General features: G+C 69.4%; 17 protein-coding genes. 13 read left to right on the forward strand and 4 right to left on the reverse strand.

What is annotated here, in order from left to right:
• The first annotated feature begins 47 nt into the window (after window positions 1–47).
• The 3 genes from ABZT17_RS20105 to ABZT17_RS20115 all read left to right on the forward strand — a co-directional run bounded on the left by ABZT17_RS20105 (window position 48) and on the right by ABZT17_RS20115 (window position 5,739).
• Window positions 48–1,877: an IucA/IucC family protein gene (locus ABZT17_RS20105; RefSeq protein WP_356350708.1), complete on the forward strand. Its 1,830-nt coding sequence runs from the start codon at window positions 48–50 to the stop codon at window positions 1,875–1,877.
• A gap of 605 nt (window positions 1,878–2,482) precedes the next feature.
• A complete protein-coding gene (locus ABZT17_RS20110) occupies window positions 2,483–3,226 on the forward strand; it encodes a GNAT family N-acetyltransferase (protein ID WP_356350709.1) in 744 nt (247 codons plus the stop codon).
• Window positions 3,227–3,720: 494 nt separating this feature from the next.
• Entirely contained in the window at window positions 3,721–5,739 is a 2,019-nt protein-coding gene (locus ABZT17_RS20115) for an ATP-dependent DNA helicase (RefSeq protein WP_356350681.1), read from the forward strand.
• A 157-nt stretch (window positions 5,740–5,896) separates the two neighbouring features.
• Here the strand turns inward: ABZT17_RS20115 and lexA are convergent, their stop codons facing one another.
• Window positions 5,897–6,676, reverse strand: coding sequence for a transcriptional repressor LexA (lexA, locus tag ABZT17_RS20120; RefSeq protein WP_352382363.1), 780 nt, complete (start codon window positions 6,674–6,676; stop codon window positions 5,897–5,899).
• Between the two features lie 564 nt (window positions 6,677–7,240).
• On the opposite strand from lexA, the gene nrdR reads away from it, so the two are divergent.
• The 3 genes from nrdR to ABZT17_RS20135 all read left to right on the forward strand — a co-directional run bounded on the left by nrdR (window position 7,241) and on the right by ABZT17_RS20135 (window position 11,783).
• Complete coding sequence (gene nrdR / locus ABZT17_RS20125) at window positions 7,241–7,804, forward strand: transcriptional regulator NrdR (RefSeq protein WP_356350682.1); 564 nt, start codon at window positions 7,241–7,243, stop codon at window positions 7,802–7,804.
• A gap of 164 nt (window positions 7,805–7,968) precedes the next feature.
• On the forward strand, window positions 7,969–10,869 hold the full coding sequence (locus ABZT17_RS20130) for a vitamin B12-dependent ribonucleotide reductase (protein WP_356350683.1): 2,901 nt from the start codon (window positions 7,969–7,971) through the stop codon (window positions 10,867–10,869).
• Between the two features lie 176 nt (window positions 10,870–11,045).
• Window positions 11,046–11,783: a DUF6215 domain-containing protein gene (locus ABZT17_RS20135; protein ID WP_356350685.1), complete on the forward strand. Its 738-nt coding sequence runs from the start codon at window positions 11,046–11,048 to the stop codon at window positions 11,781–11,783.
• Between the two features lie 7 nt (window positions 11,784–11,790).
• On the opposite strand, the gene ABZT17_RS20140 is transcribed toward ABZT17_RS20135, so the two are convergent.
• On the reverse strand, window positions 11,791–12,408 hold the full coding sequence (locus ABZT17_RS20140; RefSeq protein ID WP_356350686.1) for a TerD family protein: 618 nt from the start codon (window positions 12,406–12,408) through the stop codon (window positions 11,791–11,793).
• A gap of 77 nt (window positions 12,409–12,485) precedes the next feature.
• On the opposite strand from ABZT17_RS20140, the gene ABZT17_RS20145 reads away from it, so the two are divergent.
• The 3 genes from ABZT17_RS20145 (at window position 12,486) to ABZT17_RS20155 (ending at window position 14,800) form a co-directional block, all read left to right on the forward strand.
• The gene (locus ABZT17_RS20145; RefSeq protein ID WP_356350688.1) at window positions 12,486–13,091 is read left to right on the forward strand and encodes a YdbC family protein; all 606 of its coding nucleotides are present in this window, start codon (window positions 12,486–12,488) and stop codon (window positions 13,089–13,091) included.
• A gap of 119 nt (window positions 13,092–13,210) precedes the next feature.
• A complete protein-coding gene (locus ABZT17_RS20150; RefSeq protein WP_356350689.1) occupies window positions 13,211–13,870 on the forward strand; it encodes a histidine phosphatase family protein in 660 nt (219 codons plus the stop codon).
• 12 nt (window positions 13,871–13,882) lie between these two features.
• A complete protein-coding gene (locus tag ABZT17_RS20155; protein ID WP_356350690.1) occupies window positions 13,883–14,800 on the forward strand; it encodes an ADP-ribosylglycohydrolase family protein in 918 nt (305 codons plus the stop codon).
• Between the two features lie 280 nt (window positions 14,801–15,080).
• Here the strand turns inward: ABZT17_RS20155 and ABZT17_RS20160 are convergent, their stop codons facing one another.
• Window positions 15,081–16,628 carry an MFS transporter gene (locus ABZT17_RS20160; RefSeq protein WP_356350692.1) on the reverse strand — a complete coding sequence of 516 codons (1,548 nt, stop codon included), beginning with the start codon at window positions 16,626–16,628 and terminating at the stop codon, window positions 15,081–15,083.
• A gap of 185 nt (window positions 16,629–16,813) precedes the next feature.
• Between ABZT17_RS20160 and ABZT17_RS20165 the strand changes: the two genes are divergently transcribed.
• From ABZT17_RS20165 to ABZT17_RS20175, 3 genes are all read left to right on the forward strand, one after another.
• Entirely contained in the window at window positions 16,814–17,437 is a 624-nt protein-coding gene (locus ABZT17_RS20165; protein WP_356350693.1) for a TetR/AcrR family transcriptional regulator, read from the forward strand.
• 81 nt (window positions 17,438–17,518) lie between these two features.
• Window positions 17,519–18,220, forward strand: coding sequence for a ribonuclease HII (locus tag ABZT17_RS20170; protein WP_356350695.1), 702 nt, complete (start codon window positions 17,519–17,521; stop codon window positions 18,218–18,220).
• 68 nt (window positions 18,221–18,288) lie between these two features.
• Window positions 18,289–18,930, forward strand: a complete 642-nt coding sequence (locus ABZT17_RS20175) for a hypothetical protein (protein ID WP_356350697.1) — start codon at window positions 18,289–18,291, stop codon at window positions 18,928–18,930.
• Between the two features lie 393 nt (window positions 18,931–19,323).
• On the opposite strand, the gene ABZT17_RS20180 is transcribed toward ABZT17_RS20175, so the two are convergent.
• Window positions 19,324–19,959, reverse strand: a complete 636-nt coding sequence (locus ABZT17_RS20180) for a hypothetical protein (protein WP_356350699.1) — start codon at window positions 19,957–19,959, stop codon at window positions 19,324–19,326.
• A 379-nt stretch (window positions 19,960–20,338) separates the two neighbouring features.
• Here ABZT17_RS20180 and ABZT17_RS20185 point away from each other — a divergent pair, with 379 nt between their 5' ends.
• Window positions 20,339–22,498: a RecQ family ATP-dependent DNA helicase gene (locus tag ABZT17_RS20185; protein WP_356350701.1), complete on the forward strand. Its 2,160-nt coding sequence runs from the start codon at window positions 20,339–20,341 to the stop codon at window positions 22,496–22,498.
• Window positions 22,499–22,580 lie beyond the last annotated feature (82 nt).

A 22,580-nucleotide genomic window follows, 5' to 3' on the forward strand; every position in this document is an offset into this window, starting at 1 on the left:
CAGGCCACCCTCACGCCGCCGGCCCCGGCCAACCCACCACCGACCTTCTGGAACACCCTGATCCGCACACCGTTGCCGAGGCCGCCGCCGTCGAGAACCTCCTGCGTTGCTGGGTCCGCGAAACCGGGGTACCGGCCTCCCAAGACGGCACGCTCCGCATCCCGCTGCCCGCCAGCGGCACGGCACTGCTCGCCCCGGTCCGCTACTGGTCCCCGACCGGCTGGCACCGGTTCGGCCTTCCCCGCCTCGCCGACACCCCCGAACACTCCCCGCAGGCCGATGCGCTCACCATCGCCGCTCTACTCACCCGCGAAACAGTGGGCACCGCGCACACACCCCCGGCAGTCCCAGCACCCGGCCCTGATCTGGTCGTCCGCGTCGCTGACTCCCTCCGTCGCACCTCGACCTTCATCCGTGAGCGTCGGCGTCACCCTTCCGATGCCCCCGACCTCTTTCTCGCGGCCGAACAGGCGCTTGTCCTCGGGCACCCGATGCACCCGACGCCGAAGAGCCGTGAAGGCCTCTCCGAGGCCGAAGCGTGCCTCTATTCACCGGAGTTGCGCGGCTCCTTCCCCTTGCACTGGCTGGCTGTCGCCCCCTCCGTCCTTGCCGCAGACTCCGCCTGGACGGAACGCGGGCGCCCCGTCTCCGCACCTCACCTCACTGCCCGACTCGCCAGGGCCGCAGGCAAAGCCACAGCCGGCTCTGAAGGCGAACTGCCGCTGCCCGACGGCTACGCGACCCTCCCCCTCCACCCCTGGCAGTTCCGTGAGGTCCGCCATCGCCCCGATGTCGACGCCCTCTTCAACGCCGGGCTCCTCCTGGACCTCGGCACCCACGGCTCTCCGTGGCACCCCACCTCCTCTGTACGCACCGTCCACCGGACTGGCGCCCCCGCCATGCTCAAACTCTCCCTGGGCCTGACGATCACCAACTCCCGTCGCGAGAACCTCCGCAAGGAGCTCCACCGAGGCGTCGAGGTCCACCGCCTGCTGCGCAGCGGTCTCTCCCGGCAGTGGCGGGCCATGCACCCGAACTTCGACATCGTCCGCGACCCGGCCTGGCTCGCCGTCGACGCACCGGACGGCACCCCCGTACCGGGGCTCGACGTGATGATCCGGCACAACCCGTTCAGGGAATCGGACGACGTGTCCTGCGTCGCCGGCCTCGTCTCGCCCCGCCCTCAAACCCGCCCGCAACCCCACCCGGACGCGTGCGCCGGATCAGCCCACCGCTCCCACGCTGACCTCCCGCCGCTCCGCTCCCGGTTGGACCTGGTGATCACCAGCCTGGCAAGCCGAACGGGCCGTCCCCGCGCGGCCGTCGCCGTCGAGTGGTTTCTGCGCTACCTCGAACAGGTCGTGCGTCCCGTGCTGTGGCTGGACTCGGAGGCGGGCATCGCCTTGGAGGCCCACCAGCAGAACACGCTGCTCCTGCTGGACCCCGAAGGTTGGCCGTCCGGCGGCCGATACCGCGACAACCAGGGCTACTACTTCCGCGAATCCCACCGTGCGGAACTGGACGCCAGTCTCCCCGGCATCGGCGAGCACAGCGACACCTTCGTGTCCGACGCGGTCACCGACGAGCGTTTCGCCTACTACCTCGCGATCAACAACGTCTTCGGCCTGATCGGCGCCTTCGGCTCGCAGCGGCTCGCCGACGAACGACTGCTGCTTGCCGCCTTCCGCCGTTTCCTCAGCGACGTCACCTCCGGTCCCGCTCGGCTGCACACCTCACTTCCCGCCCGCCTGCTCGACTCACCCGTCCTGCGTTGCAAGGCAAACCTGCTGACCCGGCTGCACGGTCTCGACGAACTCATCGGCCCGGTCGACACCCAGTCCGTCTACGTCACCATCGCCAACCCCCTCCATTCCTGACTGCCTTGGCCTCCCTGATGGCTTCAACCTTCCTGACCGCCCCGACTACCGCACCAGGCTCACGACCAAGCCCAGCCCCAGCCTCAGACCCCGCTCCCGCCACAAACCCGGCTCCCGACACGGACCCCGTTCCCGCCACAGAGGCGTTACCCGCCACAAACCCGGCCTCCGACGCAGACCCGCTCCCGACACAGAGCCACTCGTCCTCCCGTCCCGAGCACCAACTCCCTTCATCCCCGAGGAACATGCCCCACCCCGTCTTCTGAGAGAGGAGCGTCGCCGTGCCTTCCACCGACGCCAGCGCCCACGCAGCCGCCGCCCCCGGCTCCGAGACCAGAGCCGCCGGCGCAGCCGACACCGATCACTGCCCGGCCGAGAGCAGCACCGGCGCGAGCACGGACAGCGAGGACACGCTGGACCTGCGCCTTCCCGACGAACTGCTCGCGTTCCTCGCGGAGCAGACCGACGAAGGTAAGGACTCCGCGTGGCCCCCTCCCAGCGATGCACCGGCCCAGGCCCTTGCCGACCATGCGGCACCCGATCAACGCACCCTCGGCCTTGCGCCCACACGGGGCACCCCCAGCCATGCGCCCACGGAAGGCACCCTGAGCCAAGCGTCCGCGCAGGACACCACCGGCCACGCAGCCGACCAAGGCACCTCTGCCCATGCGTCCGCGCAGGCAGCCCCCACCGACGCACCTCCACACGCCGAGTCCGGCCCACCGACGCGCCATGCCAATGGTGCTCTTTCGTCCGCCCCCTCCGGCACGGCCGATCCCACCCTCCTCGACCACATCGCCGACTGGGGCCCCGCAGCCACTCCCGTCGGCGTCTTCCGGCTTGTCCCCGCGCACATCGAACGGGACCTGACGCTGATCAGCCGCTGGATGAACGACCCTGCCGTCGCAGAGTTCTGGGAGCTGGCCGGTCCCGCGAGCGTGACCGAGGAGCATCTGCGGACCCAGCTCTTGGGCGACGGGCGCAGCGTTCCGTGTATCGGCGTGCTGGAGGGCACGCCGATGAGCTACTGGGAGATCTATCGGGCGGACCTCGACCCATTGGCCCGCCACTATCCCGCCCGGCCTCATGACACCGGAATCCACCTCCTTATCGGCGCTGTGGCCGATCGTGGGCGAGGGCTGGGCAGTGCTCTGCTCAGAGCGGTCTCCGACCTCGCCCTCGACAGGCGTCCGTCCTGTGCACGAGTACTCGCGGAACCCGACATTCGAAATACCCCTTCCGTCGCTGCCTTCCTGAGCGCCGGCTTCCGGTTCTCCGCCGAGGTCGACCTGCCTGCCAAGCGGGCTGCCCTCATGGTCCGAGACCGGTCCCTACGCGATCTGCTGTGACGCCGTGTCGCGGCATCATCACTTTTGGTACACCGCTCGCGCCGACGCGGTTCCCCTTTCCGCCGCGTCGATTTCGAGTCTTGCCGCGCGATCGATGTCGAGGTCCACCGAGCCCGATTTCGTCTACCATCAAGATCCACTTCGGGGCCTATTGAGACCGACTTCAGGTCCCGTCGACACCGACCCCAAGTCTCGTCGACACCGACGGTCCCACCGAGACCGACCCCGGGTTCGACCAAGGTCGATTTCGAGCCGAGTCGATTCAAGCCGATTCAAGTCGATTCGCACCGGCCCGGAGCCGATCTCGCACGACCTTCCGCCGCATCCGGTCCCGATCGATCCCATTCGATCGCACTCGATCTCATCCGCACCTCAAACGATGGCCAGACAGTCTTGACCTGCCTCCTCGCCTGCTCACCTGCCCCCCTCCCCGGCCCCCTGCCCCTCGCCTTGATCACCCGTTTGTCAGTGCCGGGCCGTAGGGTGGTCGCGCTATGACGAAGCCCTCACTCCCCGAACTCCTGCATGCTGCCGTCACTGCCGTCGGTGGTACGGAGCGCCCCGGCCAGGTGACCATGGCCGAAGCCGTCGCGGAGGCGATCGACGACGCTTCCCATCTGCTGGTCCAGGCCGGCACCGGTACCGGAAAGTCGCTGGGCTATCTCGTGCCCGCGCTCGCGCACGGGGAGCGTGTCGTGGTGGCGACGGCCACCCTGGCCCTGCAGCGCCAGCTGGTCGAGCGTGACCTGCCACGCACGGTCGACGCCCTGCACCCCCTGCTGCGACGCCGACCCGAGTTCGCGATGCTCAAGGGCCGGTCGAACTACCTGTGCCTGCATCGGCTGCACGAGGGCGTACCGCAGGACGAGGAGGAGGGTCTCTTCGACCAGTTCGAGGCGGCCGCGCCCACCAGCAAGCTGGGCCAGGACCTGCTGCGCATGCGCGACTGGGCGGACGAGACCGAGTCCGGCGACCGTGACGATCTCACTCCCGGCGTCTCCGACCGCGCGTGGGCGCAGGTGTCCGTATCGTCCCGCGAGTGCCTTGGCGCGACCAAGTGCGCGTACGGAGCGGAGTGCTTCGCCGAGATGGCCCGTGAGCGAGCCAAGCTCTCCGAGGTCGTCGTCACCAATCACGCGCTGCTCGCGATCGACTCCATCGAGGGTGCCCCGGTCCTCCCGCAGCACGAGGTCCTCATCGTCGACGAGGCCCATGAGCTGGTCTCCCGGGTCACCGGCGTCGCCACCGGCGAGCTCACACCGGGCCAGGTCAACCGGGCGGTGCGCCGCGCCGCCAAACTGGTCAACGAGAAGGCCGCCGACCAGCTCCAGACCGCCGCCGAGGGCTTCGAACGGTTGATGGAGCTGGCCCTGCCGGGCCGCCTGGAGGAGATCCCGGAGGATCTCGGCTACGCGCTCATGGCGCTGCGCGACGCCTGCCGTACGGTCATTTCCGCGATCGGCGCGACCCGCGACAAGTCGGTCCAGGACGAGGACGCGGTCCGCAAGCAGGCGCTCGCCTCCGTGGAATCGGTGCACGATGTCGCGGAGCGCATCACCAACGGCTCCGAGTGGGACGTCGTCTGGTACGAGCGGCATGACCGCTTCGGAGCCTCTCTGCGCGTCGCTCCCATGTCGGTCTCCGGCCTGTTGCGCGAGAAGCTCTTCGCCGACCGCTCGGTCGTCCTGACCTCCGCGACACTGAAGCTGGGCGGGGACTTCAACGGCGTAGGCGCCTCCCTGGGACTGGCTCCGGAGGGCACCGAGGGCGAGGACCTCCCGCAGTGGAAGGGGGTGGACGTCGGCTCGCCCTTCGACTACCCCAGGCAGGGCATCCTGTATGTCGCCAAGCACCTCTCGCGCCCCGCGCGCGACGGCGACCGTGCGGACATGCTGGACGAGCTGACGGAGCTGATCCAGGCGGCCGGCGGGCGCACTCTCGGCCTCTTCTCGTCCATGCGGGGCGCCCAACTCGCCGCGGAGGAACTGCGCACCCGGATCCCTGAGTTCCCGATCCTCCTCCAGGGCGAGGAGACCCTCGGCGAGCTGATCAAGAACTTCGCGGCGGACCCGAAGACCTGCCTCTTCGGCACGCTGTCGCTCTGGCAGGGCGTGGACGTGCCCGGCCCCAGTTGCCAGCTGGTGGTCATGGACAAGATCCCGTTCCCGCGTCCGGACGACCCCTTGATGAGCGCCCGCCAGAAGGCGGTGGAGGACGCGGGAGGCAATGGCTTCATGGCGGTCGCCGCCACGCACGCCGCGCTGCTCATGGCCCAGGGGGCCGGCCGCCTCGTACGGGCCACGGGGGACCGCGGTGTGGTCGCCGTACTGGATCAGCGGCTGGCCACCGCGCGGTACGGCAGCTATCTGAAGGCGTCATTGCCGGACTTCTGGTACACCACGGACCGCAACCAGGTCCGGAAGTCGCTTGCGGCGATCGACGCGGCGGCGAAGGCCGTGGAAGCGGGGGCAGCGGTGAAGGCCGCGGAAGCGGCGGAGGCAGAGGCCGAATGATCGGGGGTTGGCCTGTCGCGGGACTGCGACAGGCCAACCCCCGATCCCGGACCACCTGTGGACGGGGCCCGGGACAGCACAGGGCCCCGGAACCGGCGCAGGGGTCCCGGGGCCCGGTCAGAGGGCGGTACCCACGAGGAACCGCCCGCCTCGGCCGTCACACGCGCCGCAGCACCGCCACCACCTTGCCGAGGATGGTCGCGTCGTCGCCGGGGATCGGCTCGTAGGCGGAGTTGTGCGGGAGGAGCCACACATGGCCGTCCTCGCGCTTGAAGCGCTTGACGGTCGCCTCGCCGTCGAGCATCGCGGCGACGATGTCGCCGTTCTCGGCGACGGGCTGGCGGCGGACCGTGACCCAGTCGCCGTCGCAGATCGCGGCCTCGATCATCGAGTCACCGACGACCTTCAGGACGAAGAGCTCGCCGTCACCGACCAGTTGGCGGGGGAGGGGGAAGACGTCCTCGACCGACTCCTCGGCGAGGATCGGACCACCGGCGGCGATGCGCCCGACCAGCGGGACGTACGACGCGGCGGGCTTGCCCGCGGTGTCGGTGGGCTGTACGGAGGCACCCTGGTCGGAGCCGCGCACCTCGTACGCGCGTGGGCGGTGCGGGTCGCGGCGCAGGAAGCCCTTGCGCTCCAGTGCCATCAGCTGATGTGCGACCGAGGAGGTGCTGGAGAGGCCGACGGCCTGCCCGATCTCCCGCATGGACGGCGGGTAGCCGCGCCGCTGCACGGAGTCCCGGATGACCTCGATCACCCGCCGCTGCCGGTCGGTGAGTCCGGAGCTGTCCGCCCGGATGCCTGGAGGTCGGCCCGGCAGGGACCGCTTGTGTCCCTCGGGATTCACGGCTTCGTTCATCGCATGCACCGGCTCGAGTCGGCCCTGGGAGCGGTCCTGGGCAGTGATGGTGGCACTGTCTGCGGTGGTGGTCACGTCGGCCCCTCTCGATGGTCTCCCTGCTGGACAACGGTAGTTGCTTTCGAAAGGTTGCGCCAAACACACGTTCGAGTGAAAAAACGCGGATCGCCGTACTTGATCATGTGTCTGGGTGTATGGCTAACGCGCTGCCTGGCGGACAAAGGGGTTCATTGCTGTACTCTTCACCGCCGGGGTGGTGGCTTCGTGGGTTGTCGGCCCAGTCTGCCATCCGGCGTCCCGTCGACCGGGAACCGGCCCCCATCCGTGCGGGAGTCGCACGCCCTCTCCTTGTGGCGCTCACGGTATCTCCGTATGTGCCGTAACGGTACGCCTGTGTGCGTGCGCGTTCCGTGCGCCTTCTCGGTCGCGTGGCACATGCCAATACGCGTGGCACGTACGCGTTCGGCGTGTCTCTATGGGCTAACCCCTACATGTGGTGCTTGGATTGCAGCAGCAGCCCAGAAGTTGTGGTCCCCCGGGTCTCCGGACCCCTGGTCATCGCCTATGCTTGGGGCTGCTTCGAGGGGCCCATGAGGCCCAGCGAGGCTATTGATGCTGCTGTGAGGAGGGTTGGAGTTCATGCACTGCCCCTTCTGCAGGCACCCCGACAGCCGCGTCGTCGACAGTCGTACGACCGACGACGGCACGTCGATCCGCAGGCGCCGCCAGTGCCCTGACTGCTCCCGTCGTTTCACGACCGTGGAGACGTGCTCGCTCATGGTGGTCAAGCGGTCCGGAGTCACCGAGCCTTTCAGCCGTACGAAGGTCATCAACGGCGTGCGCAAGGCATGCCAGGGACGACCTGTCACCGAGGACGCACTCGCCCAGCTCGGCCAGCGGGTCGAGGAGGCGGTGCGGGCCACCGGGAGCGCCGAGTTGACCACCCATGACGTGGGCCTGGCCATACTCGGCCCGTTGCAGGAGCTCGACCTCGTCGCCTATCTGCGATTCGCCTCCGTCTACCGGGCCTTCGACTCGCTCGAGGACTTCGAGGCGGCCATCACGGAACTCAGGAACGAGACCCGACGCACGGCCACGGACGACGAGGACCGTGGAGACGCTGTCGCGGGGAGCCAGGAAGACGACGGCGGGCCAGGAGGAGGGACCGTCCAGGTCCCCGAGCCCGCCCACGCCGCCGACTGATCGGCGGGCCGGAAACGGGGCGGAGACCCCGGGTCCGGCCGGTTCGGCGGCCATCGAAGACCTGTTGCGGGACAGCCAGTGGGTGCCCGCGACATCAGACAGAACACCGTGCCTCGGGAACATCGTGGCACTTCAGGGCGTTTTAGCCCGTACAGGGAGGCGGCATGACAGAGACGGCGAGCGGTCCGGCACGGAGTTCCCGCGCCAAGGGCACCAAGGCGGCTGCGAACAAGGGCCTGCCCATCGAGCGCATCCACACCACCCCCGGCGTGCACCCGTACGACGAGGTGGCCTGGGAGCGCCGTGACGTCGTCATGACCAACTGGCGCGACGGCTCGGTCAACTTCGAGCAGCGCGGCGTCGAGTTCCCCGACTTCTGGTCGGTGAACGCGGTCAACATCGTCACCAGCAAGTACTTCCGCGGTGCCGTGGGCACCCCGCAGCGCGAGGTGAGCCTGAGGCAGCTCATCGACCGCATCGTGAAGACGTATCGGAAGGCCGGTGAGGACTACAAGTACTTCGCCTCGCCCGCCGACGCCGAGGTCTTCGAGCACGAGCTCGCGTACGCCCTCCTGCACCAGGTCTTCAGCTTCAACAGCCCTGTCTGGTTCAACGTCGGCACCCCGCAACCCCAGCAGGTCTCCGCCTGTTTCATCCTGTCCGTCGACGACTCCATGGAGTCGATCCTCGACTGGTACAAGGAAGAGGGCATGATCTTCAAGGGCGGCTCCGGCGCCGGCCTGAACCTGTCCCGCATCCGCTCCTCCAAGGAGCTGCTGTCCTCCGGTGGTAACGCCTCCGGACCGGTCTCCTTCATGCGTGGTGCCGACGCCTCCGCCGGAACCATCAAGTCCGGTGGCGCCACCCGCCGCGCCGCCAAGATGGTCATCCTGGACGTCGACCACCCCGACATCGACGGCTTCATCGAGACCAAGGTCAAGGAGGAGGAGAAGATCCGCGCCCTGCGCGACGCGGGCTTCGACATGGACCTGGGCGGCGATGACATCACCTCCGTCCAGTACCAGAACGCCAACAACTCGGTGCGCGTGAACGACGAGTTCATGAAGGCGGTCGAGGAGGGCGGCAAGTTCGGCCTGCGCGCGCGGATGACCGGTGAGGTCATCGAGGAGGTCGACGCCAAGGCCCTGTTCCGCAAGATGGCCGAGGCCGCCTGGGCCTGCGCTGACCCGGGTATCCAGTACGACAATGTCATCAATCGCTGGCACACCTGCCCGGAGTCCGGCCGTATCAACGGCTCGAACCCCTGCAGCGAGTACATGCACCTGGACAACACGTCCTGCAACCTCGCCTCGCTGAACCTGATGAAGTTCCTCAAGGACGACGGCAAGGGCACCCAGTCCTTCGAGGTCGAGCGCTTCGCCAAGGTCGTCGAGCTGGTCATCACCGCGATGGACATCTCGATCTGCTTCGCGGACTTCCCGACCCAGAAGATCGGCGACAACACGCGCGCGTTCCGCCAGCTCGGCATCGGCTACGCCAACCTCGGCGCCCTGCTGATGGCGACCGGCCACGCCTACGACTCCAACGGTGGCCGCGCCCTCGCCGGTGCCATCACCTCCCTGATGACGGGCACGGCGTACAAGCGTTCCGCCGAACTCGCCGCGGTCGTCGGCCCGTACGACGGCTACGCGCGCAACGCGAGTGCCCACAACCGCGTCATGAAGCAGCACGCCGACGCCAACACCGTGGCCGTCCGCATGGACGACCTGGACACCCCGGTGTGGGCCGCCGCCACCGAGGCCTGGCAGGACGTGGTGCGTCTCGGCGAGAAGAACGGTTTCCGTAACTCCCAGGCGTCCGTGCTCGCCCCCACCGGCACCATCGGTCTGGCGATGTCCTGCGACACCACCGGTGTCGAGCCCGACCTGGCGCTGGTGAAGTTCAAGAAGCTGGTCGGCGGCGGCTCGATGCAGATCGTCAACGGCACGGTCCCGCAGGCCCTGCGCCGCCTGGGCTACCAGGAGGAGCAAATCGAGGCGATCGTCGCCCACATCGCCGACCACGGCAATGTGATCGATGCTCCCAGCCTCAAGCACGAGCACTACGAGGTCTTCGACTGCGCCATGGGCGAGCGCGCCATCTCCCCGATGGGCCACGTCCGCATGATGGCCGCGATCCAGCCGTGGATCTCCGGTGCCATCTCCAAGACGGTCAACATGCCGGAGACGGCGACCGTCGAGGAGGTCGAGGAGATCTACTTCGAGGCCTGGAAGCTGGGCGTCAAGGCGCTCGCCATCTACCGCGACAACTGCAAGGTCGGCCAGCCGCTCTCCGCCAAGACCAAGGAGAAGGAGAAGGTCGAGGTCACCGAGAAGGCCGAGGCGACCATCCGCGAGACGGTCGAGAAGGTCATCGAGTACCGCCCGGTCCGCAAGCGCCTCCCGAAGGGCCGTCCCGGCATCACGACGTCCTTCACGGTCGGCGGCGCCGAGGGCTACATGACCGCCAACTCCTACCCGGACGACGGCCTGGGCGAGGTCTTCCTGAAGATGTCCAAGCAGGGCTCCACCCTCGCCGGCATGATGGACGCCTTCTCCATCGCGGTCTCCGTCGGCCTCCAGTACGGCGTCCCGCTGGAGACGTACGTCTCGAAGTTCACCAACATGCGCTTCGAGCCTGCCGGTATGACGGACGACCCGGACGTGCGGATGGCGCAGTCGATCGTCGACTACATCTTCCGTCGCCTGGCGCTGGACTTCCTGCCCTTCGAGACGCGTTCCGCACTCGGTATCCACTCCGCGGACGAGCGTCAGCGTCACCTGGAGACCGGCTCGTACGAGCCCTCCGAGGACGAGGTCGACGTAGAGGGCCTGGCCCAGTCGGCGCCGCGCGCCCAGGAGCTGAAGGCCGTGGTCACGCCGCGTGCCGAGGTCGAGGCGGCCAAGCCCGCCCCGAAGCAGGCCCACACCAGCGCCGAGCTGGTGGAGATGCAGCTGGGCATCCAGGCCGACGCCCCGCTGTGCTTCTCCTGCGGTACGAAGATGCAGCGAGCGGGTTCCTGCTACATCTGCGAGGGCTGCGGCTCGACCAGCGGCTGCAGCTGAACCAGTGGCATGGTGAATAGCTGTTGAGGGCGGCGGAGCGATTCCTGGCTCCGCCGCCCTCGGCTTTTCACCCCGATGCGAAAACTTGTTCCTTCACAGGACGATCACAGGCTAGGCTCCCCCCGCGCACGACCGGCGCGAACGTCAGGGTGGGGAACGTGGGGAACGTGGGGGACATGGTCGACGATTTCGCCGACTCCAGAAGTGCGACGGATGAGCCCGAGAAGCCCGTGAAGGCGACGGGTGAGCCCGAGAAGTCCATGAATGTGGCAGCTCAGGTGATCGCGGCGATCGTGGTCGTCGGGGGCCTGGCAGGGCTCCTGTGGGCACTGGACCTGGACTCGAAGGCGTCCGCCGACCGCGGGCCTGCGGCCTGCACGACCGCGCACGACACCAAGCCGTCGAAACCGGTCTCGGGCGCCCAGCTCTGTACGGCGCTCAACCGCCCCGACCTGCCCGTGCTGCTCGGCACACCGTCCGAGTACGCGGAGACCGCCGACGGCAACGAGAGCACACTCACCTCCGCCGACGGCACGAAGAGCACCACCCCCGAGGCGGACGTCGACCTCAAGACGTACTCCGTGAGGCTCTCGGCGTCCGGCGACGACATCGGCGTGGCCGACATGGCCGGCCTGCTGGGCACCGGCGCGGAGAAGAAGACAATGCTCGGGCATCCGGCGGTCCTCTACTCGGACCGGACCATAGCCCTGAGCTTCAACCTCGGCGGCGGCAAGGCCAAGACCGGCCCTGGCGGCATCGCGCGCTGCCTGCTGGTCGCCCGGGACGCCAAGGACGGTGGTGGCTACTACGAAGTCTCCATCTGGCGCCAGGACTTCGCGACGCCCGACGACGCGGCCCTGTTCCGCGTCGCCGAGAAGGTGCTGCCGACGGTCCCGGGATGGACCGTCGGCTGACCCGATGTCAGGGCTGGTGTGCCCGGCCCATGTCCCGGGTGAACGTCTCCGGGTCGTCCTCGAAGCCGTGGATCCCGGGACGGAACGTCCACTCGCCGGACTCGTCGCGGATGAACTCCCCGACCGTGGCCGCCGTGGCTCCGAGGACGTCTCCGAAGTCGTCCTCGGCCAGGACGGTGTACCCCTCCCGGATGCGCAGTCCCGGGTTGAGTACGCCGACGAAGGTCCGGGGCGCGGTGCGCTGCTGGATGACGACGCCGACCACCACGCGCGTGTACCGCTCGCTGAGCCGCTCCAGCTCCAGCGTCATGACCTCGTCCCAGCCGAAGCCCTTGCCGTCCTTGCTGTCCCTGTTGAGGTAGATCGTGCCGTCCGGCGAACGGCTGTCGAAGTGCACCACATAGGCGGGATCGCCGTACGCGGCGCCCGCCGGATAGGTGGCGGCAACGATGTCCAGATCGGTGGCCGCCTGTCCCGTCGGACTGGGGTCCCACTTGATCGCGACCTCGACCTTGCGGATCCCCTTGTTGATGCCGGTCAACGGACCTCCCCTTCCCCGTCTCCCCGTATACCCCTGTCCGGCCCGAACTGCTCGACGGACTGGGCCTGTTGTCCATCCTGCCACGCGCGCGTGGAGGTGTGCGCCGGAGCTGTCCGCCGGAGCGTGACCGGCGCCACGCTCCGTGGCCTTACGATGGCGCGGTGCTGGTCAAGTGGATTCGCTGCACCGTGGTGGACCGCCGCGGTTTCGAGCGGGGGCAGCGAAAGTGGGCGGGGCTTCTGGGGGAGCCGGGGTTTCGGGGACAGGGCGGCGGCTGGAGCCGTGGGCGACCGGGGGTGGCGCACATCTTCTCCTTCTGGGAGAGCCGTTCGTTCTACGACTCCTTCATGGCCCGTTCCCACGACCGGCTGGCCGCGTCGCAGTCCGGCACTTTCAAGGATGCCCAGGTCAAGCTGTTCGACTACCGGTTCGACGTGAAGACCGGCTTCGAACCGCGTTTCACGGACGCCGACCTGGTGCGGGTCGCCCTGTGCCGGGTTCACGAGGAGCGCGCCGAGCACTTCACCCTGATGCAGGAGAAGGTCTGGAACCCCGCCATGGCCGGCTCCCCGGGGATGATCAGGGGGTTGTTCGGCGAGGCGCCCGGACACGAGTTCCTGGTGCTGTCGATGTGGCGGTCCGCGGCCGAGCACGGCAAGTACCGCACCGAGCGGGTGGAGCGGCTCGCCCTCCGGGCCCAGATCGAGGCGGACGTCGCGGCCCTCTCGGGCGACATCGTCGAGCTCGAGCCGACCTGGATCGTCTGAGAACGGACGCGTTGACCGTGCGCCCCCATGTGGCCTGTGGTGCGGGAACTGTGTGATGTACACCGTATGGAAGCCGTACGAGTGCTCGATCGGCCGTCATACGATCTAGGGTTTTGGACATGGCACGACCACGGCGCATCGTCCTTGTCCGCCACGGGGAGTCAACGGGCAATGTTGATGACACCGTCTACGAGCGTGAACCCGACCACGCCCTCGCGCTCACCGAGCGCGGCTGGCAGCAGGCCGAGGAGACCGGCAAACGCCTGCGCGAGGTGTTCGGGCGAGAGCGGATCAGCGTGTACGTCTCCCCGTACCGTCGCACCCACGAGACCCTGCGGGCCTTCCACCTCGACCCCGACCTCATACGCGTGCGCGAGGAGCCCCGGCTGCGCGAGCAGGACTGGGGGAACTGGCAGGACCGCGACGACGTACGCCTCCAGAAGGCCTATCGGGACGCGTACGGCCACTTCTTCTACCGCTTCGCCCAGGGCGAGTCCGGCGCCGACGTCTACGACCGGGTCGGCGGCTTCCTGGAGAGCCTCTACCGCAGCTTCGAGGCCCCGGACCACCCGTCCAACGTGCTGCTGGTGACCCATGGCCTAGCCATGCGGCTGTTCTGCATGCGCTGGTTCCACTGGACGGTCGCCGAATTCGAGTCGCTGTCGAATCCCGGGAACGCGGAGATGCGGATGCTCGTTCTCGGGGACGACGGCAAGTACCAGCTCGACCGGCCTTTCGAGCGCTGGCGGGACCCTGAGCCGTACGGGATCACCGGATAGAGCGGCAGAGCGATGACCCTTGACCCCTCCTCCCGCGGGCGCCTGGACCGCGCCCTGGCCAGCCTGCGCGGACTGGCGGTGGGGGACGCGCTGGGCTCGCAGTTCTTCGTGCCGGCGAACTATCCGCTGCTGGGGCGTCGCGAGCTGCCACCCGGCCTCTGGCAGTGGACCGACGACACCGAGATGGCCTGCTCCGTGGTCGCCGTCCTGGCCGCGCACGACCGCGTCGACCAGGACGCCCTGGCGCTCTCCTTCGCCCACCACCACGACTTCGACCGCGGCTACGGTCCCGCCGTCAACCGTCTGCTGAGGCTCGTCCGGGAGGGCGGGGACTGGCGTGAGCTGGCCGCCGAACTCTTCAACGGCCAGGGGTCCTGGGGCAACGGCGCGGCCATGCGCATCGCCCCACTGGGCGCCTGGTACGCGGACGACCCCGAGCAGGCGACCCATCAGGCGGAGATCTCCGCCTACCCCACGCACCAGCACCGTGAAGCCGTCGTCGGCGCCATGGCCGTCGCGGCGGCCGCCGCCCTGGTCGCCGCTCCCGACGGTCCGCCGAGCCCGGAGGCGCTCCTCGACGGAGTCGTCGCCCTCGTGCCGAAGAGCGCCGTCGGCGAGGGTCTGCGCCGGGCCAGGGACATACTCGACTACGCCGACGCGGGCACCGTCGCGGCCGTGCTGGGCTGCGGACGGCGTACGTCGGCCCATGACACCGTCCCCTTCGCCCTGTGGTCTGCCGCGCGGGCCCTCGGCGACTACGAGCGGGCGTTCTGGACGACCGCACAGGTCGGCGGTGACGTGGACACCACCTGCGCCATCGTGGGCGGTGTCCTCGCCGCAGGGAAGGCGGGGTCGCCGCCGGGGGAGTGGTCGGCGCGCACGGAGTTGCTGCCGGACTGGGTGCCCGATGCCCGAGTGATGCCTGCCTGAGCCATCCAGGACATGCTGACGCGCAACATTCGGTAGCTCTCCACGTTCCTCGGAAACTCTCCGTGTTCGTCGGGAACTCTGCGTGACAGTCCGTCCGTTGTGCGTGTGTCGGCTCTGCGAGTGGGCCGGCGGCAGGCGGGTGACACGGAAGGTCCTGGGGGTGGTCATGCGGTTCGCGTCATCGTCGTACGGCGCCGGGAGTGTGCGGATGGCCGGACCGGCGTCCTCGCCGTCGGTCCCCTGGACCCGGTCCGGCCATCCCTGTGCGGGCGGGGTCGGGTCAGCCGATCCCCGGGCCCGCCGTACCGGCGAGTGCCTCCAGATCGCTCTTGCGGACCCGGATCACCAACCAGGCCGTGCCGAGGGCGAGTACGGCCATGGCCGCGGCGGCGACGAAGCCCGTCGAGATGCCCTGGGTGAGCACCTCGTGTCCCCAGGTGCCGGGCAGCTGGTGCGTCTTGGCGAACTCCGCCTTCTGCTCCGGCGAACCATGGGCGAGAAACTTCGGAAGCTGTTTCTTCGCCTCGTCCTTGCCGGCCGATCCGAAGACCGTCGTCAGGATGGACAGCCCGAGGGAACCGCCCACCTGCTGAGTGGCGTTGAGCAGACCGGAGGCCGCGCCCGCCTCGTGCTGGGCGACCCCGGACACCGCGGTCACCGTGAGGGTCACGAAGTTCAGACCCATGCCGAGGCCGAAGACCAGCATCGGCCCCAGCACCCCGCCCGCGTACGAGCTGTCGGAGCTGATGAGGGTCTGCCAGGCCAGGCCGACCACCGCGAGCGCGGAGCCGGTGAGCATGAACGGCTTGGGGCCGAAGACGGGCAGGAACCGCTGGGAGAGCCCCGCGCCGATCGCGATCACGACCGTCACCGGCAGGAAGGCGAGACCGGCCTGGATCGGGCTGTACCCCAGCACGTTCTGCACGAAGAGCACGATGTAGAAGAACATCCCGAACATCGCCGCGGCGAGGCTCAGCATGATCACGTACGTGCCCGAGCGATTGCGGTCGGCGAACATCCGCAGCGGGGTGATCGGCTCCTTGGCCCGGGACTCGATCAGCGCGAAGGCCGCCAGCAGGACCACGGCGGCACCGAAGGACCCGATGGTCAGGGCGTCCCGCCAGCCGTCGTCGGCCGCCCGGATGAAGCCGTAGACGAGCGCGGCCATGCCTGTCGTCGAGGTCACGGCGCCCGCGATGTCGAAGCGACCGCTGTGCCGTTCGGATTCGCTGATGTAGAGCGGGGCGAGCAGAGTGATCGCTACGCCGATGGGCACGTTGACGAAGAACACCCAGCGCCAGTCGAGCCACTCGGTGAGCATGCCGCCCGACAGCAGTCCGATCGCTCCGCCGCCGGCGGAGACGGCGGCGAAGACGCCGAACGCCCGGTTGCGTTCGGGGCCCTCGGGGAACGTCGTGGTGATCAGCGCCAGCGAGGTGGGCGACGCGATCGCGCCGCCCATGCCCTGCAGGACGCGTGCGGCCAGCAACTGCCAGGGTTCCTGGGCGAATCCGCCGAGCAGCGAGGCGAAGGTGAAGAGCAGGATGCCGGTCATGAAGACCCGGCGGCGGCCGAGGATGTCCCCGGCCCGGCCGCCGAGGAGCAGCAGACCGCCGAAGGTGAGAGTGTAGGCACTGACGACCCAGGTGAGGTCGGTGGTGCTGAACCTGAGCGCGTCTTGAATGTGCGGGAGCGCGATGTTCACAATCGTCGCGTCGAGTACCACCATGAGTTGGCAGGCCGCGATGACCGCGAGCGCGATGCCGGGGCGCCCTTCCCGGCGAGCCGCACCCGGCTTCTGATTCTTGATCAACTGAGAGGTTGTCACTATGGGTCCCCCACGAAAGCGTTAGTGAACGCTCGCGTTCACTGTCGCGTCAACCGTAGTGAGTCCCCGATAGTGAACGCAAGCGTTCACTTAAATTGGTGTGGTGTCGCGGTTCCCCCGTTGTCGCCGCGCGGCACACCGCATCCCCGAAATCCCCGCTCCCCTTGCCTGCTGGAGACACTCAGATGGTTACCTCGCGATGGACGGCCGCTCCCGCTCAGGCGGCCTCCCTCCGTCGGCGCGGCGCCGTGCTCGAACGCGCGATCCTCGACGCCGCCCTGGAGCAGCTCAGCACGGTCGGCTGGAACGGCCTCACCATGGAGGGTGTCGCCGCAGGCGCCCAGACGGGCAAGGCTGCGGTGTACCGCCGCTGGCCGTCCAAGGAGGACCTCGTCGCCGAGGCGCTGCGGGCCGGCCTGCCCCGTATCGAGGAGGCGCCCGATCTGGGCAGCGTCCGCGAGGACCTGCTCCAGCTCTGCCGGCTGGCGCGGGACGCGATGTTCTCGCGCCCTGGTTCCGCGGTCCGTTCCGTGATTCACGAATGCGATCCGATTCAGGCGGAACGCTTCCATGACGTGATCTTCAACGGAATCGTCGAGCCCACGCTCAAGCTGCTCCGCGAGGTCGTCATCCGTGGAATAGTGCGGAACGAGGTCCGGCCCGACGCGGCCAACAGCTACGTCTTCGACGCCATCCCGGCCATGATGATGTACCGCTCCAAGCTGCGCGGCAGCGAATGGGACGATAGCGATCTCGAGGAAATGATCGACCAGTTGATGGTTCCGCTGCTGCGGCCGAGCGCTGGCTGAGCGGGGACGCCGACGGTCTCGGCGTGGCTCGGGGAGCCGGGGTGTCGCCGGGTGATCGGTGAGGCGTACGCTAAGGGCGCCATGCCGTACGAACCACCCACTCACACCGTCGAGCGCTCCCTTCGCGCAACGACCGGAGCGAAGATCATTGCCGGTGTCGACGAGGTGGGGCGCGGCGCGTGGGCCGGCCCCGTCACCGTCTGTGCCGCGGTCACCGGACTGCGTCGACCCCCCGAAGGCCTCACCGACTCCAAGCTGCTCACCGTCAAGCGGCGTACCGTGCTCGCCGCGGAACTGCGGGAGTGGGTGACGTCGTACGCCCTGGGGCACGCGTCTCACGAGGAGATCGACGCCCTGGGCATGACGGCGGCGCTGCGACTGGCGGCGGTGCGTGCCCTGGAGGGTCTGCCGGTCCGCCCCGACGCGGTGATCCTGGACGGGAAGCACAACTATCTGGGGACGCCCTGGAGGGTCCGTACGGTCATCAAGGGCGACCAGTCCTGCGTGGCGGTGGCGGCGGCTTCGGTGATCGCCAAGGTTCAGCGCGACAAAATGATGGCCGAACTGGGTATCGACCATGCAGACTTCGGTTTTGCGGACAATGCCGGGTATCCGTCGCCCGTGCACAAGGCCGCACTGGAGGAGCGGGGCCCCACCCCGTACCACCGGTTGTCGTGGGCGTATCTTGATGCGCTGCCCCAGTGGCGGCACCTCAAGAAGGCCCGCAGTTGGGCGGACGGAAGCGTTCCGGAGATCGAGGGTCAGCTCGGCTTCGACTTCTGACGATTCCGCTCGCACTCATGTGCCACCCGCTGACGCGAGCCGCACCAACGTTTGATAAATATCAGCCCATGCCTCTCATTCCCGAGGAGCCTCAGATTCACGAGAGTGCCCAGGGTCCCCGCGCCACTCCGGCCAGTGGCCGTACCGCGCCGACCCCCCGTCCCGTTCCCGGTCCTCGCCCCGCGGCCCCGCCGCGGCCCGGTCGTCCTGGTCCGCTCCGGCCCACTCCGCCGGTGCAACGTACGTCGCGTGACGTGGTCGCGGCCCAGCCCGGACCCTCCGGTCCGGCTGCCCCCGCAGCCCCCGTCGCGGATTCGGCGGCCCCGCAGATCCAGCTGATCCCGGCCTCGGTGGAAGGCGCGCTCGACGCCGCCGAGGAGGCCGTGGACCTGCTTCTGGACTCCGGTCGGGCCCCCGGCGACGTACTGGTCATCACCACCGGAGAACAGCACCCGTGGGCCGCCCACGAGCTGTCCTTCGGTGAAACCTCCTACTGGGCCCAGCACGACGCGGGCGACGACGTCTTCTACGCGGACGCCGCCGTCGCATCCCGTGCCGCCGTGCGCCCTGTGGTCGTGGTCGCGGTCAACGGCGGTGCCGACTCGGCCGCCGCCACCGCGCTGCCGCTGGCCCATGGCCGGGCCGGCGCCCTGCTGATCGTCTGCGGAGACCCGCAGCAGATCAACTCGGTGCTCGGCGCGGGCGTCTGAGCCGGTTCCGGTACGTCCCGGGGAACACCGGAGCGAGTGGCTTCCGGTAGATCCCGGAGACGTCGGAGCGACGAGGGTGCCGCTGCGGCGGCACCGGCACGGTGGACGCTTCGGCGTGCGCCGGCGACGGGACGAGCCGCCCGTTGCGCGTACCCGTCGGCCTGGTTCCGTGGTCTGTCTCGAGACCAGGGGCCAACGGGGCGCGGTGCCCGGTGACGCGCCCGTTCGTGGCATCCGACCGGGGTCCGGACGACGGACCCCGGAGGCATGCGGTCGAGTACGGGTGGCCGTTTGGCATGCGCGCGCTGACCGCCGCAGGCCCGCGTCCTCGTGCCGCACGCCGACCAGGTGGACGGGACAGCGTGCCGCACGGAGGACGGCCGACCGGTGTCCTCAGCGGGCCGCCGCGCGACGCAGGACCTCCGAGGCGGCACCGCCGGTGCGCGGCAGCGGGAGCGGTGCCTCGGACATCCCGAAGGGCTCCGGCGCCGAGTCCGCGTTCGGGCGGCGCCCGCCACGGCCTTCACCGAGCACCTGCCAGCCGTCCCGGGTCAGCGTGATGTACGCCCCGCAGCGCAGTCCGTGCAGGGTGCACGCGTCACGCAGGCCCCACATCCAGGCGCCGTCCTCCTCCGTCCAGCGTGCGTCGCCCTCACGGCAGTAGATCAGCACCGCCGTGCGCACCGGTGTGCGGCGGCGCAGATCGTGCGGGATGACCCGGCGCAGCTGGGCGAGGAGCGTGTTGCGGAACATCCAGCCGTCGGCCGGAGCCGGGCGGCGGGTGAACGAGGCGCTCGCGCGCACACGTTCGTCCGGATCGAGGACGGCCACGATCGCGGTCGCCGGCCGGGGGCTGTGACGGGAGTGCAGTCCGCTGACGACCTCTCGGGGGTTGCGCAGCAGAGGGATTCCCGCGGCGGCCCACTCGGCTGGTTCGAGCATGCGGGCGAGAGGGTTGGCGGATGCGGCGGACAGGTCGGCTGACGTCGACGTGGATGCCGCGGAGGACGGAGCGAATCCGAAGGTCACGGTCCTCCCTTCGGCTACGCGCCCACACTGAGGGCGAGGTCGGATTCGGGAGCGCGCACCGCAGCAGGGCCCTACCGGACCACGGACGAGCCGTGCGGGGAGCGGAGTTCAATTCTTGCTGTCGAACTTGGATGCGGCAACGAGCAATTGGGGCCACTGACCGGAATCTGACGGTACGTGGTTTATATCCCTACCCCGGGCTTACTGCCGCGACGCATGGGGTGACCGTTCACCTCGCGTTCGTACACCGTTCGGGCACCGGTGGTCCAGGGGAGCGGCGCAGGCCGCAGGGGGCACTTCTCGCGCGCCGGCCTTGGGAGATCCCCTGTCACGCCGTTTCGATTGGTCGATTGTCAGTGGCGTGGGGTTGCATGGAGACATGGACGATCTGGAGCTCCGCACCGAGGCCGACGCTGTTCTTGCCGAGCTCGTCGGTGATCCCGGCGGGTCGGCGCGGCTGCGGGAGGATCAGTGGCAGGCGGTGGCGGCGCTGGTCGAGGAGCGCCGACGCGCCCTGGTGGTGCAGCGCACCGGCTGGGGCAAGTCGGCGGTGTACTTCGTCGCCACCGCACTGCTGCGGCGGCGCGGAGCGGGTCCCACGGTGATCGTCTCACCGCTGCTGGCGCTGATGCGCAACCAGGTCGAGGCGGCGGAGCGGGCCGGAATCCGGGCCCGCACCATCAACTCGGCCAACCCGGAGGAGTGGGACACCATCCACGAGGAGATCGAGCGCGGTGAGACCGACGTTCTCCTCGTGAGCCCTGAGCGCCTCAACTCCGTGGACTTCCGTGACCAGGTGCTCCCCAAACTGGCGGCCACGACCGGTCTCCTGGTGGTCGACGAGGCGCACTGCATCTCCGACTGGGGCCATGACTTCCGCCCCGACTACCGTCGCCTGCGGGCCATGCTGGCCGAACTGGCTCCCGGGGTACCGGTGCTGGCGACGACGGCGACCGCCAACGCGCGCGTGACGGCCGATGTGGCGGAGCAGTTGGGCACCGGCGCCGGCGAGGCACTCGTGCTGCGCGGCCCGCTGGACAGGGAGAGCCTGAGGCTCGGCGTGGTCCGCCTGCCGGACGCGGCGCACCGTCTGGCGTGGCTGGCCGAGCACCTGGACGAGCTGCCGGGTTCGGGCATCATCTACACGCTGACGGTGGCCGCTGCCGAGGAGGCCACCGCCTATCTTCGCCAGCGCGACTTCCGGGTGGCCTCCTACACGGGGCGCACGGAGAACGCCGACCGGTTGCAGGCCGAGGAGGATCTGCTGGCCAACCGGGTCAAGGCGCTGGTCGCGACGTCGGCGCTGGGCATGGGTTTCGACAAGCCCGACCTCGGTTTCGTGGTGCATCTCGGCTCACCGTCCTCGCCGATCGCGTACTACCAGCAGGTGGGCCGGGCGGGGCGCGGGGTCGAGCACGCCGACGTGCTCCTGCTGCCGGGCAAGGAGGACGAGGCGATCTGGCGCTACTTCGCCGATACGGCCTTTCCTCCCGAGGAGCAGGTCCGCCAGACCCTCTCGGCGCTGGCCGGTGCGGGTCGGCCGCTGTCCGTGCCGGCCCTGGAGGCGGCCGTCGATCTCCGGCGCACCCGGCTGGAGACGATGCTGAAGGTTCTCGACGTGGATGGCGCCGTCAAGCGGGTCAAGGGCGGCTGGGAGAGCACCGGGCAGCCCTGGAAGTACGACACCGAGCGATACGCCTGGGTGGCGCGGCAACGAGCCGCAGAGCAGCAGTCGATGCGGGACTACGTGAACACGGACCAGTGCCGCATGGAGTTCCTACGCCGACAACTCGACGACGAGGGAGCCGTCCCGTGCGGCCGCTGCGACAACTGCGCGGGCCCCTGGGCCGATTCATCCGTATCGGAGCAGGCGCTGACCGGAGCGATGAAAGAACTGGATCGCCCCGGGGTCGAGATCGAGCCCCGCAGGATGTGGCCGACCGGGATGCCCGCACTGGGCATCGATCTCAAGGGGCGTATCCCGGCCGGCCGGCAGTGCTCCACCGGGCGTGCCCTGGGCAGGCTGTCCGACATCGGCTGGGGCAACCGGCTGCGTCCGCTGCTCGCCGAGAACGCGGCCGACGGTCCCGTTCCCGACGACGTCCTGAAGGCCGCGGTGGCCGTTCTCGCCGACTGGGCGCGTTCTCCCGGCGGGTGGGCGCCGAACGTCCCGGACGCCTCTGCCAGGCCGGTGGGCGTCGTCGCGATGCCGTCCCTTACCCGCCCCCAGCTGGTCGCCTCCCTCGCCCAGGGAATCGCGGCCGTCGGCCGCCTCCCCTTCCTGGGCACGCTCACGTACACCGGATCGGCCGCCGTGCACACGGCCCGGCGCAGCAACTCCGCCCAGCGCCTCAAGGCGCTCTCCGGCGCCCTCACCGTCTCCGAGGAGCTGGCAGGCGCGCTGCGGGACTCTCCCGGTCCCGTTCTGCTCGTGGACGACTACACCGACTCCGGCTGGACCCTCGCGGTCGCCGCTCGCCTGCTGCGGCAGTCAGGCTGCGAACAGGTCCTTCCGCTGGTCCTCGCGGCGGCCGGCTGAGCCGTCGTCCGGCGGGGAGAGGGTGTCGAGGCTCGGCGGTGGCAGTTTGCGCCGGGTGACGGGCGTGACCGTCCGCCGCATC

It is taken from the genome of Streptomyces sp. NPDC005648, from assembly GCF_040605395.1.
Lineage (GTDB): Bacteria > Actinomycetota > Actinomycetes > Streptomycetales > Streptomycetaceae > Streptomyces.

What these genes read in the sequence shown, in the direction of transcription:
- ABZT17_RS20115 (WP_356350681.1), top strand. Translation starts at nt 3,721, where the DNA reads ATGACGAAGCCCTCACTCCCCGAACTCCTGCATGCTGCCGTCACTGCC.
- nrdR (WP_356350682.1), top strand. Translation starts at nt 7,241, where the DNA reads ATGCACTGCCCCTTCTGCAGGCACCCCGACAGCCGCGTCGTCGACAGT.
- ABZT17_RS20130 (WP_356350683.1), top strand. Translation starts at nt 7,969, where the DNA reads ATGACAGAGACGGCGAGCGGTCCGGCACGGAGTTCCCGCGCCAAGGGC.
- ABZT17_RS20135 (WP_356350685.1), top strand. Translation starts at nt 11,046, where the DNA reads ATGGTCGACGATTTCGCCGACTCCAGAAGTGCGACGGATGAGCCCGAG.
- ABZT17_RS20150 (WP_356350689.1), top strand. Translation starts at nt 13,211, where the DNA reads ATGGCACGACCACGGCGCATCGTCCTTGTCCGCCACGGGGAGTCAACG.
- ABZT17_RS20155 (WP_356350690.1), top strand. Translation starts at nt 13,883, where the DNA reads ATGACCCTTGACCCCTCCTCCCGCGGGCGCCTGGACCGCGCCCTGGCC.
- ABZT17_RS20165 (WP_356350693.1), top strand. Translation starts at nt 16,814, where the DNA reads ATGGTTACCTCGCGATGGACGGCCGCTCCCGCTCAGGCGGCCTCCCTC.
- ABZT17_RS20170 (WP_356350695.1), top strand. Translation starts at nt 17,519, where the DNA reads ATGCCGTACGAACCACCCACTCACACCGTCGAGCGCTCCCTTCGCGCA.
- ABZT17_RS20175 (WP_356350697.1), top strand. Translation starts at nt 18,289, where the DNA reads ATGCCTCTCATTCCCGAGGAGCCTCAGATTCACGAGAGTGCCCAGGGT.
- ABZT17_RS20185 (WP_356350701.1), top strand. Translation starts at nt 20,339, where the DNA reads ATGGACGATCTGGAGCTCCGCACCGAGGCCGACGCTGTTCTTGCCGAG.